20 protein-coding genes and 1 other RNA gene are annotated in these 20,023 nt (G+C 65.9%); 6 read left to right on the top strand and 15 right to left on the bottom strand.

Annotated features, from left to right (window positions below):
- Positions 1-51: 51 nt before the first annotated feature.
- The 4 genes from BST13_RS18205 to BST13_RS18220 form a co-directional block, all read right to left on the bottom strand.
- Positions 52-588: an LOG family protein gene (locus tag BST13_RS18205; RefSeq protein WP_083165433.1), complete on the bottom strand. Its 537-nt coding sequence runs from the start codon at positions 586-588 to the stop codon at positions 52-54.
- Between the two features lie 9 nt (positions 589-597).
- Entirely contained in the window at positions 598-1,587 is a 990-nt protein-coding gene (locus BST13_RS18210) for an LmeA family phospholipid-binding protein (protein ID WP_170064302.1), read from the bottom strand.
- A 38-nt stretch (positions 1,588-1,625) separates the two neighbouring features.
- The gene (locus tag BST13_RS18215) at positions 1,626-2,366 is read right to left on the bottom strand and encodes a YwaF family protein (RefSeq protein ID WP_211296118.1); all 741 of its coding nucleotides are present in this window, start codon (positions 2,364-2,366) and stop codon (positions 1,626-1,628) included.
- Positions 2,367-2,469: 103 nt separating this feature from the next.
- Positions 2,470-3,279: a cutinase family protein gene (locus BST13_RS18220; RefSeq protein ID WP_245839726.1), complete on the bottom strand. Its 810-nt coding sequence runs from the start codon at positions 3,277-3,279 to the stop codon at positions 2,470-2,472.
- A gap of 294 nt (positions 3,280-3,573) precedes the next feature.
- On the opposite strand from BST13_RS18220, the gene BST13_RS18225 reads away from it, so the two are divergent.
- From BST13_RS18225 to BST13_RS18235, 3 genes are all read left to right on the top strand, one after another.
- Entirely contained in the window at positions 3,574-4,797 is a 1,224-nt protein-coding gene (locus tag BST13_RS18225; protein ID WP_083165435.1) for an MFS transporter, read from the top strand.
- 18 nt (positions 4,798-4,815) lie between these two features.
- Positions 4,816-6,231 carry an MmgE/PrpD family protein gene (locus tag BST13_RS18230; protein ID WP_083165436.1) on the top strand — a complete coding sequence of 472 codons (1,416 nt, stop codon included), beginning with the start codon at positions 4,816-4,818 and terminating at the stop codon, positions 6,229-6,231.
- Between the two features lie 141 nt (positions 6,232-6,372).
- Positions 6,373-7,611: an ATP-binding protein gene (locus BST13_RS18235; RefSeq protein WP_083165437.1), complete on the top strand. Its 1,239-nt coding sequence runs from the start codon at positions 6,373-6,375 to the stop codon at positions 7,609-7,611.
- A 69-nt stretch (positions 7,612-7,680) separates the two neighbouring features.
- Here the strand turns inward: BST13_RS18235 and BST13_RS18240 are convergent, their stop codons facing one another.
- From BST13_RS18240 to prfB, 8 genes are all read right to left on the bottom strand, one after another.
- Positions 7,681-8,304 carry a hypothetical protein gene (locus BST13_RS18240; protein WP_083165438.1) on the bottom strand — a complete coding sequence of 208 codons (624 nt, stop codon included), beginning with the start codon at positions 8,302-8,304 and terminating at the stop codon, positions 7,681-7,683.
- Positions 8,305-8,397: 93 nt separating this feature from the next.
- Positions 8,398-8,766: a transfer-messenger RNA gene (gene ssrA / locus BST13_RS18245) on the bottom strand.
- Between the two features lie 140 nt (positions 8,767-8,906).
- Complete coding sequence (gene smpB, locus BST13_RS18250) at positions 8,907-9,395, bottom strand: SsrA-binding protein SmpB (RefSeq protein WP_170064301.1); 489 nt, start codon at positions 9,393-9,395, stop codon at positions 8,907-8,909.
- A gap of 6 nt (positions 9,396-9,401) precedes the next feature.
- Positions 9,402-10,298, bottom strand: a complete 897-nt coding sequence (gene ftsX, locus BST13_RS18255; RefSeq protein WP_083165439.1) for a permease-like cell division protein FtsX — start codon at positions 10,296-10,298, stop codon at positions 9,402-9,404.
- Positions 10,299-10,988 (bottom strand): cell division ATP-binding protein FtsE, encoded by a 690-nt coding sequence (ftsE, locus tag BST13_RS18260; RefSeq protein WP_029373870.1) that lies wholly within the window; start codon positions 10,986-10,988, stop codon positions 10,299-10,301. It abuts the gene before it with no gap.
- A gap of 45 nt (positions 10,989-11,033) precedes the next feature.
- The gene (locus BST13_RS18265; RefSeq protein ID WP_083165440.1) at positions 11,034-11,570 is read right to left on the bottom strand and encodes an Rv3103c family proline-rich protein; all 537 of its coding nucleotides are present in this window, start codon (positions 11,568-11,570) and stop codon (positions 11,034-11,036) included.
- On the bottom strand, positions 11,567-12,562 hold the full coding sequence (locus BST13_RS18270) for a mechanosensitive ion channel family protein (RefSeq protein ID WP_083165441.1): 996 nt from the start codon (positions 12,560-12,562) through the stop codon (positions 11,567-11,569). Before BST13_RS18270 ends, BST13_RS18265 begins: the two co-directional genes overlap by 4 nt.
- Entirely contained in the window at positions 12,549-13,658 is a 1,110-nt protein-coding gene (gene prfB / locus BST13_RS18275; protein ID WP_029373873.1) for a peptide chain release factor 2, read from the bottom strand. The genes BST13_RS18270 and prfB overlap by 14 nt, the downstream gene beginning before the upstream one ends.
- A 159-nt stretch (positions 13,659-13,817) precedes the next feature.
- Between prfB and BST13_RS18280 the strand changes: the two genes are divergently transcribed.
- Positions 13,818-15,191 (top strand): FAD-dependent oxidoreductase, encoded by a 1,374-nt coding sequence (locus tag BST13_RS18280; RefSeq protein WP_083165442.1) that lies wholly within the window; start codon positions 13,818-13,820, stop codon positions 15,189-15,191.
- A 15-nt stretch (positions 15,192-15,206) separates the two neighbouring features.
- Here BST13_RS18280 and BST13_RS18285 read toward each other — a convergent pair whose 3' ends face one another.
- A complete protein-coding gene (locus tag BST13_RS18285; protein ID WP_083165443.1) occupies positions 15,207-18,050 on the bottom strand; it encodes an MMPL/RND family transporter in 2,844 nt (947 codons plus the stop codon).
- A complete protein-coding gene (locus tag BST13_RS18290; protein WP_083165529.1) occupies positions 18,047-18,487 on the bottom strand; it encodes an MmpS family transport accessory protein in 441 nt (146 codons plus the stop codon). The genes BST13_RS18285 and BST13_RS18290 overlap by 4 nt, the downstream gene beginning before the upstream one ends.
- A gap of 128 nt (positions 18,488-18,615) precedes the next feature.
- Between BST13_RS18290 and BST13_RS18295 the strand changes: the two genes are divergently transcribed.
- Together BST13_RS18295 and BST13_RS18300 are read left to right on the top strand one after the other, a co-directional pair.
- A complete protein-coding gene (locus tag BST13_RS18295; protein ID WP_083165444.1) occupies positions 18,616-19,182 on the top strand; it encodes a TetR/AcrR family transcriptional regulator in 567 nt (188 codons plus the stop codon).
- 123 nt (positions 19,183-19,305) lie between these two features.
- Positions 19,306-19,686: a group I truncated hemoglobin gene (locus BST13_RS18300; RefSeq protein WP_083165530.1), complete on the top strand. Its 381-nt coding sequence runs from the start codon at positions 19,306-19,308 to the stop codon at positions 19,684-19,686.
- On the opposite strand, the gene BST13_RS18305 is transcribed toward BST13_RS18300, so the two are convergent.
- On the bottom strand, positions 19,683-20,021 hold the full coding sequence (locus BST13_RS18305; RefSeq protein ID WP_083165445.1) for a hypothetical protein: 339 nt from the start codon (positions 20,019-20,021) through the stop codon (positions 19,683-19,685). The genes BST13_RS18300 and BST13_RS18305 overlap by 4 nt on opposite strands.
- Positions 20,022-20,023: the final 2 nt, after the last annotated feature.

A 20,023-nucleotide genomic window follows, 5' to 3' on the forward strand; every position in this document is an offset into this window, starting at 1 on the left:
GGACTGCACAAACGTCAATTTCTTGGTGGACGCCGCGGGGACGTGGTCATATCAACCTGTCAGGGCACGTTCCAGGTACGCCAGCGCGTCGTTCGCGTCATCGGTGATGTGCACCAACTCGTCCAGCGGAATCGGTAGGAATCCGTCCTGCTCCATCCGGCGCAGTTGCACCAGCAGACCGTCGTAGAAGCCGGCGGTGTTGAGCAGCACGACGGGTTTGTCGTGCCTGCCGTGCTTGCGTAGTTCGAGGATCTCAGTCAGCTCGTCCATTGTGCCCAGGCCGCCGACCAGCACCACGATGGCGTCGCTTCGGGCCAGTAACGTCGCCTTGCGCTCGGCCAGGTCACGCGTGAAGACCATCTCATCGGCATCGGCTTTTGCCTTGTGGCGCAGGAAATCCACCGAGATGCCCACCAGCCGGCCCCCGCCCGCACGCACGCCGTCGGCCACGACCTTCATCAACCCGGTGTCGGATCCGCCCCACACCAACGTGTTTCCGCGGGCACCGACCAGTTCGGCGAATTCCAGCGCCGGCCCGGTGTAGCGCTCGTCGAGGTCCGCGGCGGACAGGAAGACGCAGATGTTCACGTGCCGGTCTCAGATGCTCGCGAAGCAGGAGTTGGCTTCCCCGTTGGGAATTGACGCGTTCTGACTGGAGAACTTGCCGACCACACCGGTGCTGGTCACCTCGACGCTGTCGGCGTGGATACCCAGCGGATAGTTGTCGTTGAGCTTCTTGGTGAGCCCGTCGAGTGCCGACTGCACGGCGTCCTTCGAGAACGGGCCGGTGGCATCGAGTACCTGCAGGTTCAGGTCACCGTTGGTGACGACGGGCTTGGCGGTGATGCTGGTGCCACCGGCGGCTTCGAGGATGAGGGTGCCTGCGGCGGGGTCGGTGTGCACGTCGGTGAGCAGGTCGCCGACGAACGGCAGGTTCTCGGCCACCGTGTTCTTGATCCCGGCGGAGGTCCAGGACAGTGTGGCGGTGAGCGATCCGATGGTGCCCTTCGATTTGGCATCGCCCTGCAGGCGGATATCGGACAGGCTCACGTCTGCCGTCATCCCCTTGGCGGCTTGCACCTGGTTACCGGCGGTGTCGACGGAGATGTTGGTGTAGTGACCGGTGATGTGCTGCCAGAGGAACGGCGGACTCACCCCGAACGAGATGGTGGCGCCGTCCTGCACGACGCACTGCGTGACGTCGGCCAGCAGGGTCCCCGCCCGGTGCCGGGCATACAGTTCCGCGCCGGCCAGTCCGCCTGCGATCAGCGCGACGACGATGACCGCGACCAGGACGATGGCCTGCCAGCGCCGCGGCTTCTTCCGTGGGCGCTCGCCCGCTGTCGGCGGACGCTGACGGGTGATCTTCTCGGTGGCCGGGGTGTCGGCCGGGGGCCGGTGAGCGCGCAGCTGCTGGGTCGGCGGTTCGGGTTGGCCCGGTCGCTGCGCCGGAGGCGGCCTCAGCCGCTCGGTCGGCGGCTCGGGCGGCCGCAGCCGCTGGGTCGCGGGGTCGGGCGGTGGCGCTCCCCGACCGCGCCAACCAGGTTGTCCGGGGCGTTGCGGCGGCGGTGTCGACACCCCGGCAATTCTGCCCCATCGACATGGGCGCGAGCTGAGAACGAGGGTCAATCACTCATCTCTCGCAGCGACTGCGGCTGCTCGGTGTGTCGCCGGGCGCGCTCCCATGGCCACGTCATCAGCGCCCACACGACGAGAACGATCGCGACCTCGGCCAAAAGGTAAAGCGGCCACGGTCCCAACACGTCCAGCAGGGACGCCGTGGGGGGCTTGCGGTTCAGGTAGCCGTAGTTGGTTCCGGTGGCCGCATTGAAGGCGAGTGTGACAGCTGCCCACCCGAGGGTCGCGATGACCGCGAAGCGGTAGTCACGCCACCGCGGTCGATTTCCACGTCCCCACGTGAGATAGATGGCCGCCCACACCACGAGCACGTGAAGCGTGAAGAAGGTGATGAACAGGTGGTGCGGAAAGTCCGGAGCGCCGTCCTTGGGCGTGCCGATGTCGGGCGTGATCAACGCCTGCGAACTCAGGACGAGGCCCCAGTAGTAGGTCAGGACGAACGCCCAATGCCGTTGGGACCACAGTGCGTAGGCCGCCGCGAGCTCCGCGACGTCGCACAATTGCAGCGGCACCGAGGTGTCCATGGATGGGTCCACCAGCTTGTAGCCCAGCGCCACCGCGAACGCCGCGAGGAGCAGCATCGCCAGCACCCGGCTGAACATCCGCCCCTGCGCCTCGGTCTGGCGCCGGCCCAGCACGACCAGAAGCACTGCACCCAGCGCGAACACCGCCAAAACCGCGCAGTGCGATGGGCCGTACGCCGCGAACTCACGTTGTGCAGACAACACTTCGATCAACTCCCCGTTTCGGTGGCACGCAGGGAACGATTACCCATGATCCCAGGCGGAGTTCGATCTCGTCGGGCGATGGTGGCAGGCTCGCCGAAGCGCGTCAGCGAACCGCTGAGACCCAGCCGAGGTCAGGGGGCAGCGAACCCGGATCCGACGTCGAAGGACCGGACAGGGACGGCTGCTGGCCGCCGTACCCCGGCGTGGCCGAACCGTATCCCGGTTGCGGGCCATGCACCGAAGTCGCCGGGTCGTACCCCGACGACGGCCCGTATCCGGGCACCGTCGGAGCAGAGCCGGCCATCAGCTTGTCCGCGGCGAACGCCGCTGCCTGGGTGGTGTAGACGGGGACGTAACCCTCGGTGTGTCCGCTCCACGCGTTGCCCGGCCCCGGGTGACAGATCGGGTCGGCCGGATTACACAGGTCGATCGCCTTGGCACCCAGCAGTGCGCTGTGCGTCGGCAGCGCCTGGTCGGTGCGGGTCGCCACGTCACCGAAGGTCGCGACCGCCGCAACGTTCTTCGCGTACTCGGCGGGCAGCGGATCACCCCAGCTGATCCCGCCCACGGGGACGCCGGCCACGATGTCCATCACGCTCGCGCCCTGCGAGTAGCCGCCCAAGACGATCTGGGTGTTGGGACACGACGACACGGTGGATTTGAGGTGCGAGATCGCGTCTTTTGCGCCGTCGCCACCGTGCAACTGCAGCTTGCTGGCCTTGTAGTTCACCGCGTAGCTGGCGATGTTCATGCCGGTCTGCTTGCGCAGCGAGTCGACGAAGGCGTCGCCTACCCGGCCCAGACCGGCCGGCTCGTCGGTACCGCGCGCGAAGATCACCTCGGCGTCGGCACAGTCGGTGGCAGATGCCACCGGCAGATTCGGGGCGGCCAGCGCGAGGCCGGCGGTGAACAGTGCAGTAGCGCCAAGCCCGACCCAGCGACCACCTGACCGCGCACTGCCCGTCCGGGGGCTGCGTATGCGGCGAGAAAACACGCCTCAATCTAGCGCGTGTCGGCAAAGGATCAAGGTCGCGTCACGACCGGTTCCGGTGCACATGCGTCGGCCGCGGGTGAGCGAAATGCGCAAAAGCGGCAATTCGCGCATTGCGCGGGTTGCGCACACAAGCGAGCCAGGCCGGTCCACACCGGCCTAACTTGGCGGCATTCGCCCTCGTCAACGCCCTGGAACCGCACCGAAAGCCTCGCCATGAAATCAGCCTCTCTCAGCCGCAAGCAAACCTGGGCCGGCCACCGGCGCGGGTCCACCGAGTACCGCCGCCTGCTCGCGGCATTGTTCTGCGCGGGGATAGCAACCTTTGCCCAGCTCTACTCGCCACAGGGCGTGCTCCCCCAGATCTCGGCCGACCTGGGTGTGGGAGCAGCCTCCGCCGCGCTGATGGTGTCGGCTTGCACGATCGGCCTGGCCGTCGGTGTGATCCCCTGGTCGATGATCGCCGACCGGATAGGCCGGGTGAAGGCGATGTCGCTGTCGGTCCTGTCGTCCAGCGTGCTCGGCCTGCTCACCCCGTTCGCGCCGACCTTTCACCTGTTGCTCGCCGGACGGCTGCTGCAGGGGCTCGTGATCGCCGGGGTGCCCGCCATCGCTATCGCCTACCTCACCGAAGAGATCGCCGCGGAGCACGCGGCCCGCGCGGCCGGGACCTTCGTCTCCGGGACCAGCATCGGTGGGCTTCTCGGCCGGGTGGTCGCCGGCCCGGTCACCGACATCGCGACGTGGCGTGTCGGCATGCTCACCGTAGCTGTCCTGTGCGCAGCCGCCGCGGCGGGCTTCGTCAAACTCGCGCCGCAGTCACGCGGTTTCACCCCCTCGAACGGCCTCGGCACAGGTCCGGAAGGCACTGTGGCCCATCGCCTGTGGTCCAACCTGCGGTCACCGCGCCAGCTGACGCTGTTCGCTCAAGGTTTTCTGCTGATGGGCGGGTTCGTGGCGATCTACAACTTCCTGGCCTTCCGGCTGACCGCCGCGCCCTATCACCTGCCGGGAACCGTGGTGAGCCTGATCTTCTTCGCCTACCTGGCGGGCACCGGAGCATCGACCCTCGCAGGTGCACTGGCCACCCGGTTCGGCCGTAAGGCGGTTCTGCTCACATCGATCGCCATCATGCTCATCGGAGTGGCGACCACGTTGTGCGCCAACCTCTTTCTGGTGTTGGTCGGCCTCGTGGTGACCACCGTCGGCTTCTTCGCCGCACATGCGATCGCCACCGGGTGGGCCGGTCGCGGGGCCACCGTCGGCAAGGCGCAGGCCTCGTCGCTCTACAACCTCTTCTACTACGCCGGATCGAGCATCATCGGCTGGTTCGGTGGCATCGCATTGGACTTCGCAGGGTGGGCGGCCGTCGCCTCGACCGTCCTCATCCTCGCCGGTGTCGCGGCGGCCGCCGCGGCATTCTTCTTGCCCCGCAACTGATCCGAGAGGGACGCCACGATGAACACAACGACACCCGGCCCGGACGCGCCCGCCGACGGATTCAGCCGCGCGGTCATGGCCGCCTATGAGGACTGGAGTTTTTCGTCTCTGCCGACTGCGGTGGTGCAGCGAATCAAGCTCTTCGTGCTCGACACCCTGGGCGTGATCGCCGCCGCAGCCGACGCGCCCGGCATCCCGCAGATGAACCACCTGCTTCTCGGCTGGGAGAGTGGCGGTCCGTCGACCGTGCTCATCGGCAAGGGGCGCGTCGCGCCACCGACCGCCGCGCTGGCCAACGGTGCGGCCGCGCACGCACTGGATTTCGACGACAATCACGACCCCGGCCGCGTACACGCCTACGCCGTGATCCTGCCCGCGGCGATGGCGGCGGCGGAGGCGCGCGGCGGCGTCAGCGGACGCGATCTCATCGCGGCGCTGGCCACCGGCGTTGAACTGCAGGCCCGGCTCGGACTCGCCGCGCCGCAGAGCATGTCCCGCGGCTGGCATCCGACCACCGTCCTTGGTGCGCTCGGCGCCGCAGCCGCGACAGCACGAGTGCTGGACCTGCGCGCCGCGCAGTTCTCCGACGCCGTCGGGCTGGCCTTCCATCAAGCGTCGGGCACCCGACAGGCGCTCAACGACGGCGTTCTGGCCAAGCGACTCGGAGCGGGTTTTGCCGCCCGCAACGGTACGGCCGCGGCGTATCTCGCCGCGGCCGGACTGACCGGTCCGACCCGTTTTCTGGAGGGCGAAGCCGGGCTGTTCCGGCTATATGAGCGTGGCGAGGTTATCCCCGACGCGCTCCTACAGGACCTCGGTCGGAGGTGGGAGGTCATGACGCACAGCATGAAGCCCTATCCCTGCTGCCGCTGCACCCATAACGCGATCGCCATCGGTCGGGCGCTGCACCGAGAAGGCTTGAGCCCAGCGGAGATCGAGAGCGTTGTCATCGGCATGAGTGAGGTGAACACCAAGATCGTCGGCGAGCCCTACGACGCCGCGAGGGACTCGACGATCCACGCCCAGTTCAACGCGTGCTACTGCTTTGCGACGGCGCTCGTCCACGGTCGCGTCGACGTGACGAGCTTTCAGCGGCCACAGATTACCGATCCCGCAGTCAGCGCACTCACGGCGCGTACCCGGGTGATGGTCGACGACGCGATCGCACCCGGCGCCATGTCGCCTACCCGGGTGAGCATCCTCTGCCGAGACGGTCGACGAATCGAACGCTTCCCGGAGTTCATGGAGGGCAGCCCGGAGCAACCGATGACGCAGGACGCGGCGATCGCCAAGTTCTCGACGTGCCTTGAGATGGGTCTCGGCGCGACGCCTGCCGAGATCGACCGTCTCGCAAGCAAAATCCTCGCGCTGGAGAGCTGCGCGGACGTCAGCGACATCATCGCCGCGTTCCCGGGCACGCCACAGCCGCGGTGAGCGCAATGCACAAAAGCCGGAGATTGCGCGCTTGTCGGGGTTGTGCGCACAAGCGAGCCACGGCGCCGAAAGATCCGTAATTTCAGTGATGCAAGGCCACCTTGACAGAAACCAAATATCCACTGACACAGGAGAACTCGAATGAACACAGCAGACGCACGCAGCACCGGCGACACCACCGTCTCGAACGCACAGGCGTTGTACGGCAAACCAATCGCGGTGCTGCACCAGGCAGTCACACCGCCATCACTGGGCGGGGCGGTCAAACCTTCGAACCCCTTCGGCTACCGGGATTCATCCGCCGATATCGCCTTCGCGTTGACGCAGGCCGGCTGTGACGTGCTCACCCCGGTGGACGATCCGCGACCTGATGTCGACGCGGACTGGACGTACCCGGACACGCTCGAGGGAATCTCCCGAGCAATCGCCGACGGAGCCGAGATCCTGTGGGCCAACACCAGTTTGTTCGACGAGCATCCGATGGCCCACTTCGGTTCCCGCGACGGGCTGTACGTCGTCGGTCAGCCGCTGGATGTCGTCGAGAAGTTCGAGGACAAGAACGTGTGCCAGGCCGCCATCAGCGCGATCGGCGTCCCGGTACCCGTGCAGGCGCTGGTCAATGTCGAGACGGGACCGGCGAAAGATCAAGTGGAAGCAGCTGTTTCGACGAAGAGGCTGACCTTCCCGATCATCGTGAAGCCGGTTCGGGGCCGCGGCAGCGCCGGTGTCAAGGTTGTCGACTCCGTCGCGCAAGCATCGGAACACATCGAGTCACTGGTCGGGCCGACGTTCGGCAACAAGTTTCTGCTCGAAGAGTACCTGTCGGGCCAGGAGCTCGCCGTGACCGTGATGCCGCCCGGTGTTTACGAGACCTCCGAGGGGCTGCGCAGCGAGGCCACCCACTGGCCTCTTCCCGCGATCGAGCGGACCGGTCATCACGGCGGGGTGATGCCGTTCAGTGGCGTGGTGCCGATCCAGTCGAACAGCAAGCCTGCGGGCGACGACGATCGCCTGCGCGAATTCGGCAGGCACGCCGTCCGCGTCGCGCAGTTCCTCAACGCCACGGCACCGATCCGGATCGACTGCCGCGAAGACGCCAAGGGTGTCATCAAAGCCATCGACATCAACATGAAGCCCAGCATGACGGGCCCGGGTCGGCCCGGCCGGGATCAGATGATCAACCTGTCGGCCCTGTCAGGAACGGAAATCGGTTGGAGCTACACCGAATTGCTTGCCGCGATAGCGGTCAACGCGGCTTCCGTGCAGAGGATCGCACGGCCGGCGGCCCGCAGGCGTCCTCGCTCCCTGGGGCGCGCTGCAAGCTCTGCCCGGCCGCGCGGGGTCTGCCATCGACCGGAGCGCTCGACTCGTTCGCGGTGACAGGCAAACCGTGCCGGGGCCCGCAAGTAGGAGGTTATGCCCCACCTGCGGGCCCCGGTGGCACCGCCGTCACGACGTCGGTGGCGGGGTGGCAGCCGGGCCCAGCAGATCGGCGCTGGTGTTCGACGAGGTGCGTCGCCACCGTCCGTACAACGGCAACTCACGCATCGACGCGCCGAGCGGGACCGGCGATCGCCGAGCGATGAACCGCGTGACGGTGCGCACGTAGCGCGTCGTCTCCGAATACCACCGCCACTCGTACAGCCGGCCGGTCGGCAACCACTGCGCGAGCGCCTCGGATTCGACACCCTGCAGATACGGCCGCACCCACGTCACCATCACCCATGCCCGTTCTGCCACCTCGGCGGGATGGCGGAACGTCCATTCGATCGGAGTGTCACCGGCGGCCATGGTGTGCCGCACCGCCGGGCGTTGCTCGCCACCGGTTTCTGACACACCGAACAGTTGCACCGTCACGTTGTGAAACACCCCTGGCCCACCCACTTCGAACCGCACGCGATAGGCGCCAGGGCTGTCGGAGTCGTCGCGGTACGCAGAGAACGCGACCAACCCGCCGACCGCGACGTAGCGGGAGAACACCAACTGACTTCCCACCATGACGAATCGGCGAACCGCGAGCAGCACCGTCAACGTCGCCACGGTCAGCGCCACGACACCCCACACCAGGTCCACTCGCACAGAGTGACAGAGCGTGGCCACGAAACCGGTGACAACGCCCGGATACAGGAAAGGCCCCCGTGTCTGGGGGCCTACCTGCATCTTCGGTTGTGGAGCTGCCGGGAATTGAACCCGGGTCCTACGGCATGTCGTCGAGGCTTCTCCGTGCGCAGTTCGCTGTGTCTCTACTCGGATCTCTCAGTCACGCGAACAAGCCGAGATGACGATCCCAGTCGCTGTTTGATGTCCCCATGGATTCCGCGACCGAACCCATGGGTGGGTCCCTCTAGCTGATGCCAGGGTCCGGGCCGAGGGCGCTCCCGGTCTGACAGACCAGCCGTCGCTTAGGCAGCGAGGGCGTAGTCGCGCTGATTGGAATCGGCGCTTAATTGGTTGCAACGACGCTTACGGTGGTCTCTTGCCTGCACCGGCACGCTTCCCTTGATTCGATGCGCGAAGTCGAAACCGATCAGCCCCTCGCATCCCCGCCGACTTTCGGCAGGACGATCAATAGTACGCCAGACCGAGCGGCGAACGCCAAGCCATTATTCCCGTGATCTGGACGGCGTGTCGGCCAACAGACACGCACGTTCGCGGTGCGGCCCGGCGCAGCGGGGCTACATGCCTTTGGCGCGGCGGCCGAGTTCGCGGGTGATCTCCCGGTCGGCGTCCCGCTTGGCGATGTCCTGACGCTTGTCGTGCGCCTGTTTGCCTCGGGCCAGCGCCAACTCCACCTTGACTTTGCCGTCAGAGAAATACATCGACAGCGGCACCAGCGTCAGATTGCCGTCGCGGATCTTGCCGATGAGATTGTCGATCTCCCGGCGATGCAGCAGCAACTTGCGGTTGCGGCGCGGCGCGTGGTTGGTCCAGGTGCCGTGGTGATACTCGGCGATGTGAACGTTGCGCAGCCAGATCTCGCCGTCATCGACGGTCGCGAAGGCGTCGGCGAGTGACGCCTGCCCCTCGCGCAGGCTTTTCACCTCGGTACCCATCAGCGCAACCCCGGCCTCGTAGGTGTCGAGGATCGTGTAGTTGTGCCGGGCCTTGCGATTGCTCGCAACGATCTGCTTGTTGCCAGCGGGGCTGGCCTTCTTGGTCACCACGACGACCTACCTACGGACGTACAGCCGGAGGGTGACGTACGCGGTCAGGCCTGCCATCGCCACGCCGACGAACAACAGGATCGGCGAGATGTACAGGATGTCGGCATAGTCCACCCTGGCGATCAGGTTGGCTTGATAGAACTGGTCGAGCGCGCGTTCCAGGAACGCCGCCCGCACGATGATGAGCCCGACGACCGCGATGACGACGCCGATGAGGGCCGCGAGCATCGCCTCGACCAGGAACGGCAGCTGGGTGTACCAGCGGGTGGCACCGACCAACCGCATGATGCCGATCTCGGTCCGCCGGGTGTAAGCGGCCACCTGCACCATGTTGGCGATCAGCAGCACGGCACCGATGGCCTGCACCAACGCCACCGCGAACGCCGCATTGCTCAGGCCGTCGAGCACCGAGAACAACCGGTCGATGAGCTCTTTCTGGTTGAGCACTCTGCGCACCCCGGGCTGCCCGATCATCGACTTGTCGAAGTCGGCGTGCTGCTCGGGATTGTTGAGCTTGACGATGAACGACGCCGGGAACGCGTCCTTGCTGGCGACGTCCTTGAACTGCGGAATCTTGCGGATGGCGTCGTCGTAGGCCTGGTCGCGGTTGAGGAACCGCACCGATTTGACCTGCTCGGTGTTCTCCTCGAGCTTGCTGCGCAGCGCCTTGCACGGGTCGGCATCACAGTTCGGATCGTTGGCCGAGACGTCGTCGGTCAGGAACACCTGCGTCTCGACCCGGTCGAGATAGATGTCGCGGGACTGGTCGGCCAGCCGCACCACCAGCAGACCGCCACCGAACAGCCCGATGGAGATGGCTGTGGTGAGGATCATCGCAACGGTCATGGTGACGTTGCGACGAAGCCCGGTCAGAACTTCATTGACAAGAAAGCCGAAGCGCACTTAGCGATCCATTCCGTAGACGCCGCGCTGCTCGTCACGAATCAGCCGGCCGAGTTCGAGTTCGACGACCCGCTGACGCATCGAGTCGACGATGTGATGGTCGTGGGTGGCCATCAGCACCGTCGTTCCGGTGCGGTTGATCCGCTCCAGCAGATCCATGATGTCCTTACTGGTCTCCGGGTCCAGGTTTCCGGTCGGCTCGTCGGCGATCAGCACCAGCGGGCGGTTGACGAAGGCGCGGGCGATCGCGACGCGCTGCTGCTCACCACCGGAGAGCTCGCTCGGCAGTCGGTTGGCCTTGCCGGAGAGCCCCACCATCTCCAGCACGTCGGGCACCACCCTGTTGATCACCTCGGATCGCTTGCCGATGACCTCGAGGGCGAACGCCACGTTCTCGAACACCGTCTTCTGCTGCAGCAGCCGGAAGTCCTGGAACACGCAGCCGATCACCTGCCGAAGGCTCGGGATGTGCCGGCCCGGCAGCTTGTTCACATGAAACTTGGAGACCTGGATGTCGCCGGCGGAGGGTGTCTCGGCTGCGAGCAACAGGCGCATGAACGTGGACTTGCCCGACCCGGACGGGCCGATGAGGAACACGAACTCACCCTTGTCGATCTTCAACGAGACGTCGTCCAGCGCGGGACGCGCTGACGACTTGTACTGCTTCGTCACGTGGTCGAGGGTGATCATCACGGCACGCCAGTGTAGCGGTGAGTACGCAAAGGCCGGGTCACGCTACGGCTGCGGTGTCGGAGCAGCAGGTTGCTCACCGACCTGCGACGGTTGCTCGGCAACCGGCGTAGGAGGCTGCCCCGGCGTCGGGGTCGGCGCCGGTGGGCCCATGCCCGGCAGGATCGGCAACGTGATCGGCGGCAACGGTCCGGGACCGTCCGGATCGATCACCGTGGTGCGCGGGCCCGGCGACGGGGATGTCGTGGTCGGACTCGTGGAACTGGTGGTCGGACTCTCGGTGGTGGTCTCCGGCGTCGTGGTTTCGGTCGTCGTCGGCGTGGTGGTCGTCGTCCGATGCGTCGTCGTCGGCGGTGCCACGTTGGTCCGCGGCACCCAGGTGTAGTCGGGATCGGGCACGAAGCCGGGTGGCGCCGTCGGCGTCGGCGCCGGCGGCCGATAGGCCTGCTGCACCCAGAACAACGCCACGAACGCCACCGCGAGCACCACGGTCGAGGTGCGCAGCCGGCCAAGGCGCTTGGGCCAATATTTGACCGCGACGGCCTTGATCGCCGCGGCCTGCGCGGACATGTCGATTTTCATGACGTCGTCTCCCGGGCGGGCCGTCCGGACGGCGTCTGCTCGGCCCCGGGCACCGTCGCCGGATGCGGGATCGACTCCACCGTGGGCGTCGCGCCGTCGGTGGGCGTGACCACACCGGCGCGCCGCAGGGCACGCACCACGCGGACCCGCAGCCGCCGGCCGACCTCGAACTGCTTGCCGGGCAGGGTCCGGGCGACCATGCGCAGGTTGACGGTATCCAGCCCGATGCTCTCCACACCCATGAGCTGGGGCTTGTCGAGCAGCAGCTTGGACAGTTCCTCGTCATCGGCAGCCTTGTCCGCCACGTCGTGCAAGACGTCGTTGACGGCGTTGAGGTCCGCGCTGGCCGGGACCGGGATGTCGACCACAGAGCGAGCCCAGTCCTTGGAGAGGTTCAGCGACTTGACGATCTGCCCGTTGGGAACGGTGTACATCTCCCCCTCGGAAGACCGCAGCTTGGTGACCCGCAGCGTGACATCCTCCACGGTGCCCTCGGCCTCGTTGGCTGCCGCGATCGTGAGCCGGACCAGGTCACCGAAGCCGTACTGCTTCTCGGTGATGATGAAGAAGCCGGCCAGCAGGTCCTGGACGATGCGCTGCGCACCGAAACCCAGCGCGGCGCCGATCACGGTCGCCGGAGCCGCCAAGGACACGATCGGCACCGCCAACACATCGCTGACCTCGACGAGCACGACGACGAACAGCATCGCCACCGACACCCAGGAGATCACCGATGCGACGGCCTGCCGGTGCTTGGCGCTCTCCGAGCGCACCAGCTGGTCGCTTTCCTCATATTCGGCGTCGATGCGCCGCACGAATTTCTGCGCAGCCCAGTTGATGAAGCGGGCCAGCAGCAACCCGCCGATCAGCAGCAGCGCGATGCGCAGACCCTTGGTCAGGATCCACACGCCGAACTCGCCGTGCCAGAAGTCATGCCAGCGCTGAGCCATCGGGTAGGCCAGCACTGTGGCGGCCAAGTTACTCGTCGTCATCTTTTCTGTTGCGCCACCTGATTCCCGCTTCCAGGAATCCGTCGATGTCTCCATCGAGCACCGCGGTCGGGTTACCGACCTCGTACTCGGTGCGCAAATCCTTCACCATCTGATAGGGCTGCAGAACATAGGACCGCATCTGGGTTCCCCAGGAACTTCCGCCGTCGCCCTTCAGCGCATCCATCTCGGCGCGTTCCTCTAACCGCTTACGCTCCAGCAACTTTGCCTGGAGAACCCGCATCGCCGAAACCTTGTTCTGCAGCTGCGATTTCTCGTTCTGACAGGTGACCACGATACCGGTCGGGATGTGGGTGAGGCGTACCGCCGAGTCGGTGGTGTTCACCGACTGCCCGCCCGGACCGCTCGAGCGGTAGACGTCGACGCGGATGTCGCCCTCGGGGATCTCGATGTGGTCGGTGGTCTCGACCACGGGCAGCACCTCGACGTCTGCGAATGAGGTCTGGCGCCGGCTCTGGTTGTCGAACGGGCTGATCCGCACCAGCCGGTGGGTGCCCTGTTCGACCGAGAGGGTGCCGTAGGCGAACGGCGCGTGCACCGCGAACGTCGCGCTCTTGATGCCGGCTTCCTCGGCGTAGGAGGTGTCGAAGACCTCGACCGGATACTTGTGCTGCTCGGCCCACCGGATGTACATCCGCATCAACATCTCGGCCCAGTCGGCCGCATCGACGCCGCCCGCGCCGGACCGGATGGTGACGACGGCCTCCCGCTCGTCGTACTCACCGGACAGCAGCGTGCGGACCTCCATCTGCTCGATGTCCTCGCGCAGCTTGTTGAGCTCGGCGTCGGCCTCGGCGATCTCGGACTCGCCACCTTCTTCGGCGGCCAGCTCGTACAGCACGGGCAGATCGTCGAGACGGCTGCGCAGTTCCTCCACCCGGCGCAGCTCACCCTGAGCGTGCGACAGCTCGCTTGTGACCTTCTGCGCACGCGTCTGGTCGTCCCAGAGCTTCGGGTCCGACGCTTCCTGCTCGAGTTTGGCCACCCGGTCGCGCAGGCCGTCCAAGTCAAGCACCCGCTCCACCGTCGTCAGGGTGGTGTCGAGTGCGGCGATATCGGCTTGACGGTCTAGATCCACGAAAGTTGAGGTTACCTGTAGCCCGCTCGAGGAAGTTATCGCTGACCGGCGGCAGCTCCACCGATCCGCGTTTACAGTCGGGGTGTACCCAGCCCAGCTGTGTCGCGACAGCCCCTTGCGCACGGCCGGGAGAGCGATTGGCTATCAGAAGGCTGATGCATGCGCCCATACCATGTGGCAGTCGTCGGCTCGGGACCCTCGGGGTTCTTTGCCGCGGCAGCGTTGTTGAAGTTTGCCGATTCCACCGACAGTGCTGAGCACCGCGATGTCCGCGTCGACATGCTGGAGATGCTGCCCACGCCCTGGGGACTCGTGCGCTCCGGTGTCGCACCCGACCACCCCAAGATCAAGACGATCAGCACTCAGTTCGAGAAGATCGCGCAGGATCCGCGGTTCCGGTTCTTCGGCAACATCGTGGTCGGCGAGCACGTGCAGGCCGGTGAACTGGCAGAGCGCTACGACGCCGTCGTCTACGCGATCGGGACGCAGTCGGACCGACCGCTCGGCATCCCCGGCGAAGATCTGCCCGGCAGCGTGGCGGCAGTCGACTTCGTCGGCTGGTACAACGCTCATCCGCATTTCGAGCTGATGGCCCCCGACGTCTCGAATGCCCGCGCAGTGGTGGTGGGAAACGGAAACGTGGCACTGGACGTGGCCCGCATCCTCGTCAGCGACCCAGAAGTGTTGGCGAGCACCGATATTGCCGATCACGCCCTGTCCGCACTGCATGCCAGCGGGGTGCAGGAGGTGTTGGTGATCGGCCGGCGCGGACCGCTGCAGGCACCGTTCACCACGCTCGAACTACGTGAGCTGGGTGATCTCGAGGCCATGGCCGACGTCGACATCATCGTCGACCCCGCCGACTTCGTCGACATCACCGACGAAGCGCTGGAGTCCGCGGGCAAGACGGTCAAGCAGAACATCAAAGTGTTGCGTGGTTACGCCGCCAAGGAGCCCACCGGGGCGGCACGGCGCATCGTGTTCCGGTTCTGCACCTCCCCCATCGAGATCAAGGGTGACGGCAAGGTCGAGTCGATCGTGCTGGGCCGCAACGAACTGGTCACCGTCTCCGACCGGGTGGTCGCCAAGGACACCGGAGAGCGCGAGGAGCTGCAGGCACAGCTGGTGGTGCGCGCCGTCGGCTACCGCGGCGTGCCCACTGCCGGGCTTCCGTTCGACGAGCGCTCCGGCACCATCCCGCACACCGACGGCCGGGTGGACGGCAGCCGCAACGAGTACGTCGTCGGCTGGATCAAGCGGGGCCCGTCGGGCGTCATCGGCAGCAACAAGAAGGACTCCGCCGACACGGTGCACACCCTGCTGACCGACTTGTCCTCGGCTTCGCTGAGCGACTTCGGCCCAGAGCACGCCGACGAGCTCGCCCACTGGCTGGTGTCGCGCCAGCCGCTGCTGGTCACCGACGACCACTGGCAGCGCATCGACGCCCACGAGCGAGCCGCCGGCGAGGCGTTGGGACGGCCCCGCGTGAAGCTGACGAATGTGGCGGACATGCTCAAGATCAGCCACGGCTAGCTGTGCCGAATGGCGTCAGGCCGGCTGATTCACCGATTCCGGCACGGCGACGACGCGCCGCGGCCTGCTGCGCACCTTGAGCGGCCACCAGAACCAGCGCCCGAGGATCGCGGCGATGGACGGCGTCATCAACGACCGCACCACGAGCGTGTCGAACAGCAGGCCCAGGCCGATGGTGGTGCCGCCCTGCCCGATCGCGCGCAGATCGGACGTCACCATGGAGGCCATCGTCACCGCGAAGACCAGGCCGGCCGCGGTCACGACGCCACCGGTGGCGCCCATCGCCCGGATGATGCCGGTCTTGATGCCCGCCCCGATCTCCTCTTTGAACCGGGACACCACCAACAGGTTGTAGTCCGACCCCACGGCCAGCAGGATGATCACCGAGAAGGCCAGTGTCATCCAGTGCAGTTCTATCCCGAGCAGGTATTGCCACACCAGCACCGACAAGCCGAATGATGCTGCCAGCGAGAGGATCACGGTCCCGACGATCACGAACGACGCGATGAGCGCCCGGGTGATGATCAGCATGACCATGAAGATCAGCGTGATCGCGCCCAACGCCGCGATCAGCAGGTCCCATTTGGCGCCGATCTGAATGTCCTTGTAGGTGGCCGCAGTACCGCCGAGCCAGAACTTGGCATCGGCCAGCGGGGTGCCCTTGACGGCCTCCTTGGCCGCCTGCAGCTCGGCGTCGACATGCGAAATGCCTTCCGGGGTAGCCGGATCCGTGTCATGGGTGATGATGTACCGCGCTGATTTGCCGTCGGGCGAGATCAGCAGACGCAGACCGCGTTGGAAGTCCGGGCTGTCGAACGCCTCCGGCGGGAGGTAGAAGTAATCGTCACTCTTGGCCGAGTCGAACGCCTGCCCCATCGCGCTGGCGGTGTCGGTCATCCTGTCGATCTGGGTGATCAGCCCGTTGAACGTGCTGTACATCGTCTTCAGGGTGCCCTGCATGTCCTTGGACACCGCGATCATCGGCGGCAACTGATCGAGCAACTGCGGCATGAGCGCATCCATGTCGTTCATGTTGCGCAGCAGCTTGGTGAGGCTGCCGCTGAGCCGATCGACGCCGTCGAGCCCGTCGAACAGCGATCGCATGGACCAGCACATCGGGATGTCGAAGCAGTGCGGCTCCCAGTACAGATAGTTGCGCAGCGGCCGGTAGAAATCGTCGAAATCGGCCATGTGGTCGCGCATCTCGTCGGTGACGGTCTTCATCTCCGTCGCCGTGCCCACCATGTCGTGGGTGGTGCCGGTGAGCTTGCGCATCAGATCCAGCATCTTCTCCATCGAGCCGATCATGATGCCCAGCTGGTCGCTCATCCGCTGCATGTCACCGACCCGGCCCTTGAGGAACTGCATGTTCTCGGTCATCGTCACCGACTGCAGGCTGACTTGAAAGGGTATGGAGCTGTGGGCAATCGGATCACCCAGCGGTCGGGTGATGTTCTGTACGCGGGCGATGCCGGGCACCCGGAAGATGTTCTTGGCGATCTTGTCCAGCACGATCATGTTCGATGCCGTACGCAGATCCTGACCGGCCTCCACCAACAACATGTCGGGGTTCATCCGGGCGGCGCTGAAATGCCGTTCCGCAGCGGCGTATCCGACGTTCGACGGCAACGACTGCGGAATGTAGTGCCGATCGTTGTAGCTGGTCCGGTAGCCCGGCAGGGCGAGCAGCCCGACCAGGGCGATGGAGATGGCCGCCGCCAGGATCGGCACGGGCCACCGCACCACCGCGGTGCCGACGCGCCGCCAGCCGCGGGTCTTGATCGCCCGCTTGGCGTCGAATGCGCCGAACCGGCTGCCGACCGTGAGCACCGCGGGCGCCAGTGTCAGCGATGCCACCACGACGATGGACAAGCCGATGGCGCTGGGAATGCCCATGGAGCTGAAGTAGTTCAACCGCGTGAAATGCAGACACAGCATGGCGCCGGCCACGGTGAGGCCGGAGCCGAGGATGACGTGCCCGACGCCGTGAAATGCGGTGTAATAAGCGTCTTCTCGGTCCTGCCCGGCCTGACGGGCTTCCTGGTAGCGCCCGACCAGGAAGATGACGTAGTCGGTACCCGCAGCGATGGCCAATGAGGTGAGCAGGCTCGTCGAGAAGGTCGACAACCCGAGCAGGTGCTGATTGCCGATCACCGCGACCACGCCCCGCGCCGAGTTCATCTCGATGAGCACGACGAACAAGGCCAGCACCGTGGTGACGATGGACCGGTAGACGAGCAGCAACATCACGGTGATGACGATCAGCGTGATCACGGTGATCTTGACCATCGACTTGTCGCCGGCCTCGGTCATGTCGGTGGTCAGCGGCGCCTGGCCCGTCACGTACGCGTGCACGCCCGCGGGCGGGTGTGATCGGTCCACGATCTCGCGGATGGCCTCGACCGATTCCATACCCAGGGTTTCGCCCTGGTTGCCGGCAAGGTTGACCTGCACGTAGGCCGCCTTGCCGTCCGAGCTCTGCGAACCCGCGGCGGTGATCAGGTCACCCCAGTAGTTCTGCACGTGCTGAACGTGTTTGGTGTCGGCTTCGAGTTCCTTGACCAGGCCGTCGTAGTAGCGGTGCGCCTCGTCACCGAGTGGCTCGTCGCCCTCCAGCACGATCATCGCGATGCTGTCGGAGTCGAACTCCTGGAACTGCGCGCCCATCCGGTTCATCGCGATCATCGCAGGCGCGTCCTTGGGCGACAGCGACACCGAGTTCTCTTTGCCGACCTGTTCCAGTTGTGGCGCAATGGCATTGGTGACCACGGTGATCGCCAGCCAGATCAGGATGATCGGGATGGACAGCACCCGGAGCGTCCTGGCGATTCTCGGCCGGGTCGCGTGCGCGCCGGTCATGCGGCTTTCACCAGGCAGAAGGCCTGAGCATCGTGGCCGGTGGACGACTGGTCCTCGCGCACTTCACCATTGACGGTTATCCGGCACCTGATCGAGGTGCTGTCGCCTTGCGCGACGAGGTTGGCGAACATCGACGGCAGCGTCGTGGTGACCTGGAACGACCACGGCAGCGACGTGAAGTCGGCACGTTGCGGCTCGGCGTTCTCGTCCAAATAGCTGATGCTGCCCGCGGTCGACTCGGGCCCGAGCACCTCGTAGAGGACCCGTTTGGGATTGAACGGCACGATCTTGTCGACTCCCCCGCCGCCCGCGCCTGCCGACTGCTGCGAGCCGAAGATGCCGTGCATGCGGTACATGGCGAAGCCGCTGACCGCGAGCACGACCACCAGAATCAGTGGTATCCAGCCCCGTCGCAGGGCACGAAGAAAACCGAGCACCGCCACCCACCTTCCCGACCAATGGAGCGTGCACCCTGTGAGTAGGTCCTCCGAAAACCCTGAGAGAACTTACTAGTTCACTAATGGAACGTCAACGCTCCACTTTGGGGCGGAGTTACGATGGCACGATGGGCGCCGTCACAGAGCAGTTGTCTGGTTCGCAGGTCCGCACCCGTAATGCCATCCTCGCTGCGACCGCCTCGGTGATCGCCCGCAACCGCACCGCCACCTTGCCCGACATCGCCCAGGCCGCCGGCGTCGGCCGTACCACTGTGCACCGCTACTTCCCGGACCGGGAATGCCTGATGACCCAGACCAGGGCCGACTCGATCCGCATGCTCGACAAGGCGATTCGCGAGGCCGCCACCGACCAGGGCCCCGCCCTCGACGCCATGCGCAGGGCCATCGCGGCGATGGCCTCAGCCGGTGACCGCATCCTGTTCCTGTTCGACGATCCCGCCGTGATGCGCGACGTTCCACCGGCCGAACAGCCCAACGAAGACCTGGTCCTGGACCTCATCCGGCGAGGGCAGGAGGAAGGCGTGTTCACCTCCGACCTCAGTGTGGAGTGGATCGAGCACACCCTGTTCGCGTTGGTGCACTGGGCGTGCCGTGACGCCAATGCGGGCACCCTGCCCCGTCACGCCGTGGTGCCGACCATCATCCGGACCTTCGAAGGCGGCTGCGGGACCTGAAGCTCGATCAACCGATGAATCGGCTGGTCATTGGCCGCCAGTGATTCTGACGATCGGCGGCCGGTGCCCGATGGCATCCGCTTTACTGAAACGGATCTCTCGAGCGTCAGGCGCGGAGGCATGGTGACCGAGGCAACAACTTCGCTGTATCGACGGCTGGGTGGCTACGACGTGATCGCGGCCGTCATCGACGACATGTTCGCCGCGTTGCGGGCCGACCCGGCGTTCGCGCGTTTCGCATCGGGCCGAAGCCTGGATTCCCATATGCGCGCCCGGCAGTTACTGGTCGACCAGATGTGTGAGCTCAGCGGTGGACCGTGCTACTACATCGGGCGCGATATGAGGACCGCCCACGACGGCCTGGCCATCTCCGAAGCCGAATGGCACGCCAACATGAACTACGCCGACGCCGCACTGATGAAGAACGGCGTCGCAGAGCTCGAAAGAGCCGAGTTCCTGGCGCTTTTCGAGCGCTACCGCAACGAGATCGTCGAAACCGACTAAACCGGAGGCATCTCGGAGGGTGGCGGAGCGAAGCCCCACTTGTCCGGGTTCTTCGGTGAGTACACCACGGGAATCAGCTGCCCCATGGTCGGCCACGCGGAGACGTCGACCGCCATGCGCTGATACACCACATGCTCGTTGACCGTCGGTCCGTTGATGACGCCGGTGATCGTGACGAACTGCTCTCCTTCGGCGTCGGGACGCGGACTGACGCCCGTGACCAGCAGCGTCCCCGAAACGGCATCGGGCCCCATGCCGCGACGTCGCATGATCCGCGGGGCCAGCAGCAACACCAGCACGCCCACGAGCAACAGGAGTATCCCGAATTCCCACACAC

Origin of the sequence: Mycobacterium aquaticum (genome assembly GCF_002086485.1) — a bacterium.
GTDB lineage: Bacteria > Actinomycetota > Actinomycetes > Mycobacteriales > Mycobacteriaceae > Mycobacterium > Mycobacterium aquaticum.

What these genes read in the sequence shown, in the direction of transcription:
- BST13_RS18225 (WP_083165435.1), top strand. Translation starts at nt 3,574, where the DNA reads ATGAAATCAGCCTCTCTCAGCCGCAAGCAAACCTGGGCCGGCCACCGG.
- BST13_RS18230 (WP_083165436.1), top strand. Translation starts at nt 4,816, where the DNA reads ATGAACACAACGACACCCGGCCCGGACGCGCCCGCCGACGGATTCAGC.
- BST13_RS18235 (WP_083165437.1), top strand. Translation starts at nt 6,373, where the DNA reads ATGAACACAGCAGACGCACGCAGCACCGGCGACACCACCGTCTCGAAC.
- ftsE (WP_029373870.1), bottom strand. Translation starts at nt 10,988, where the DNA reads ATGATCACCCTCGACCACGTGACGAAGCAGTACAAGTCGTCAGCGCGT.
- BST13_RS18265 (WP_083165440.1), bottom strand. Translation starts at nt 11,570, where the DNA reads ATGAAAATCGACATGTCCGCGCAGGCCGCGGCGATCAAGGCCGTCGCG.
- BST13_RS18270 (WP_083165441.1), bottom strand. Translation starts at nt 12,562, where the DNA reads ATGACGACGAGTAACTTGGCCGCCACAGTGCTGGCCTACCCGATGGCT.
- BST13_RS18280 (WP_083165442.1), top strand. Translation starts at nt 13,818, where the DNA reads ATGCGCCCATACCATGTGGCAGTCGTCGGCTCGGGACCCTCGGGGTTC.
- BST13_RS18285 (WP_083165443.1), bottom strand. Translation starts at nt 18,050, where the DNA reads ATGACCGGCGCGCACGCGACCCGGCCGAGAATCGCCAGGACGCTCCGG.
- BST13_RS18295 (WP_083165444.1), top strand. Translation starts at nt 18,616, where the DNA reads ATGGGCGCCGTCACAGAGCAGTTGTCTGGTTCGCAGGTCCGCACCCGT.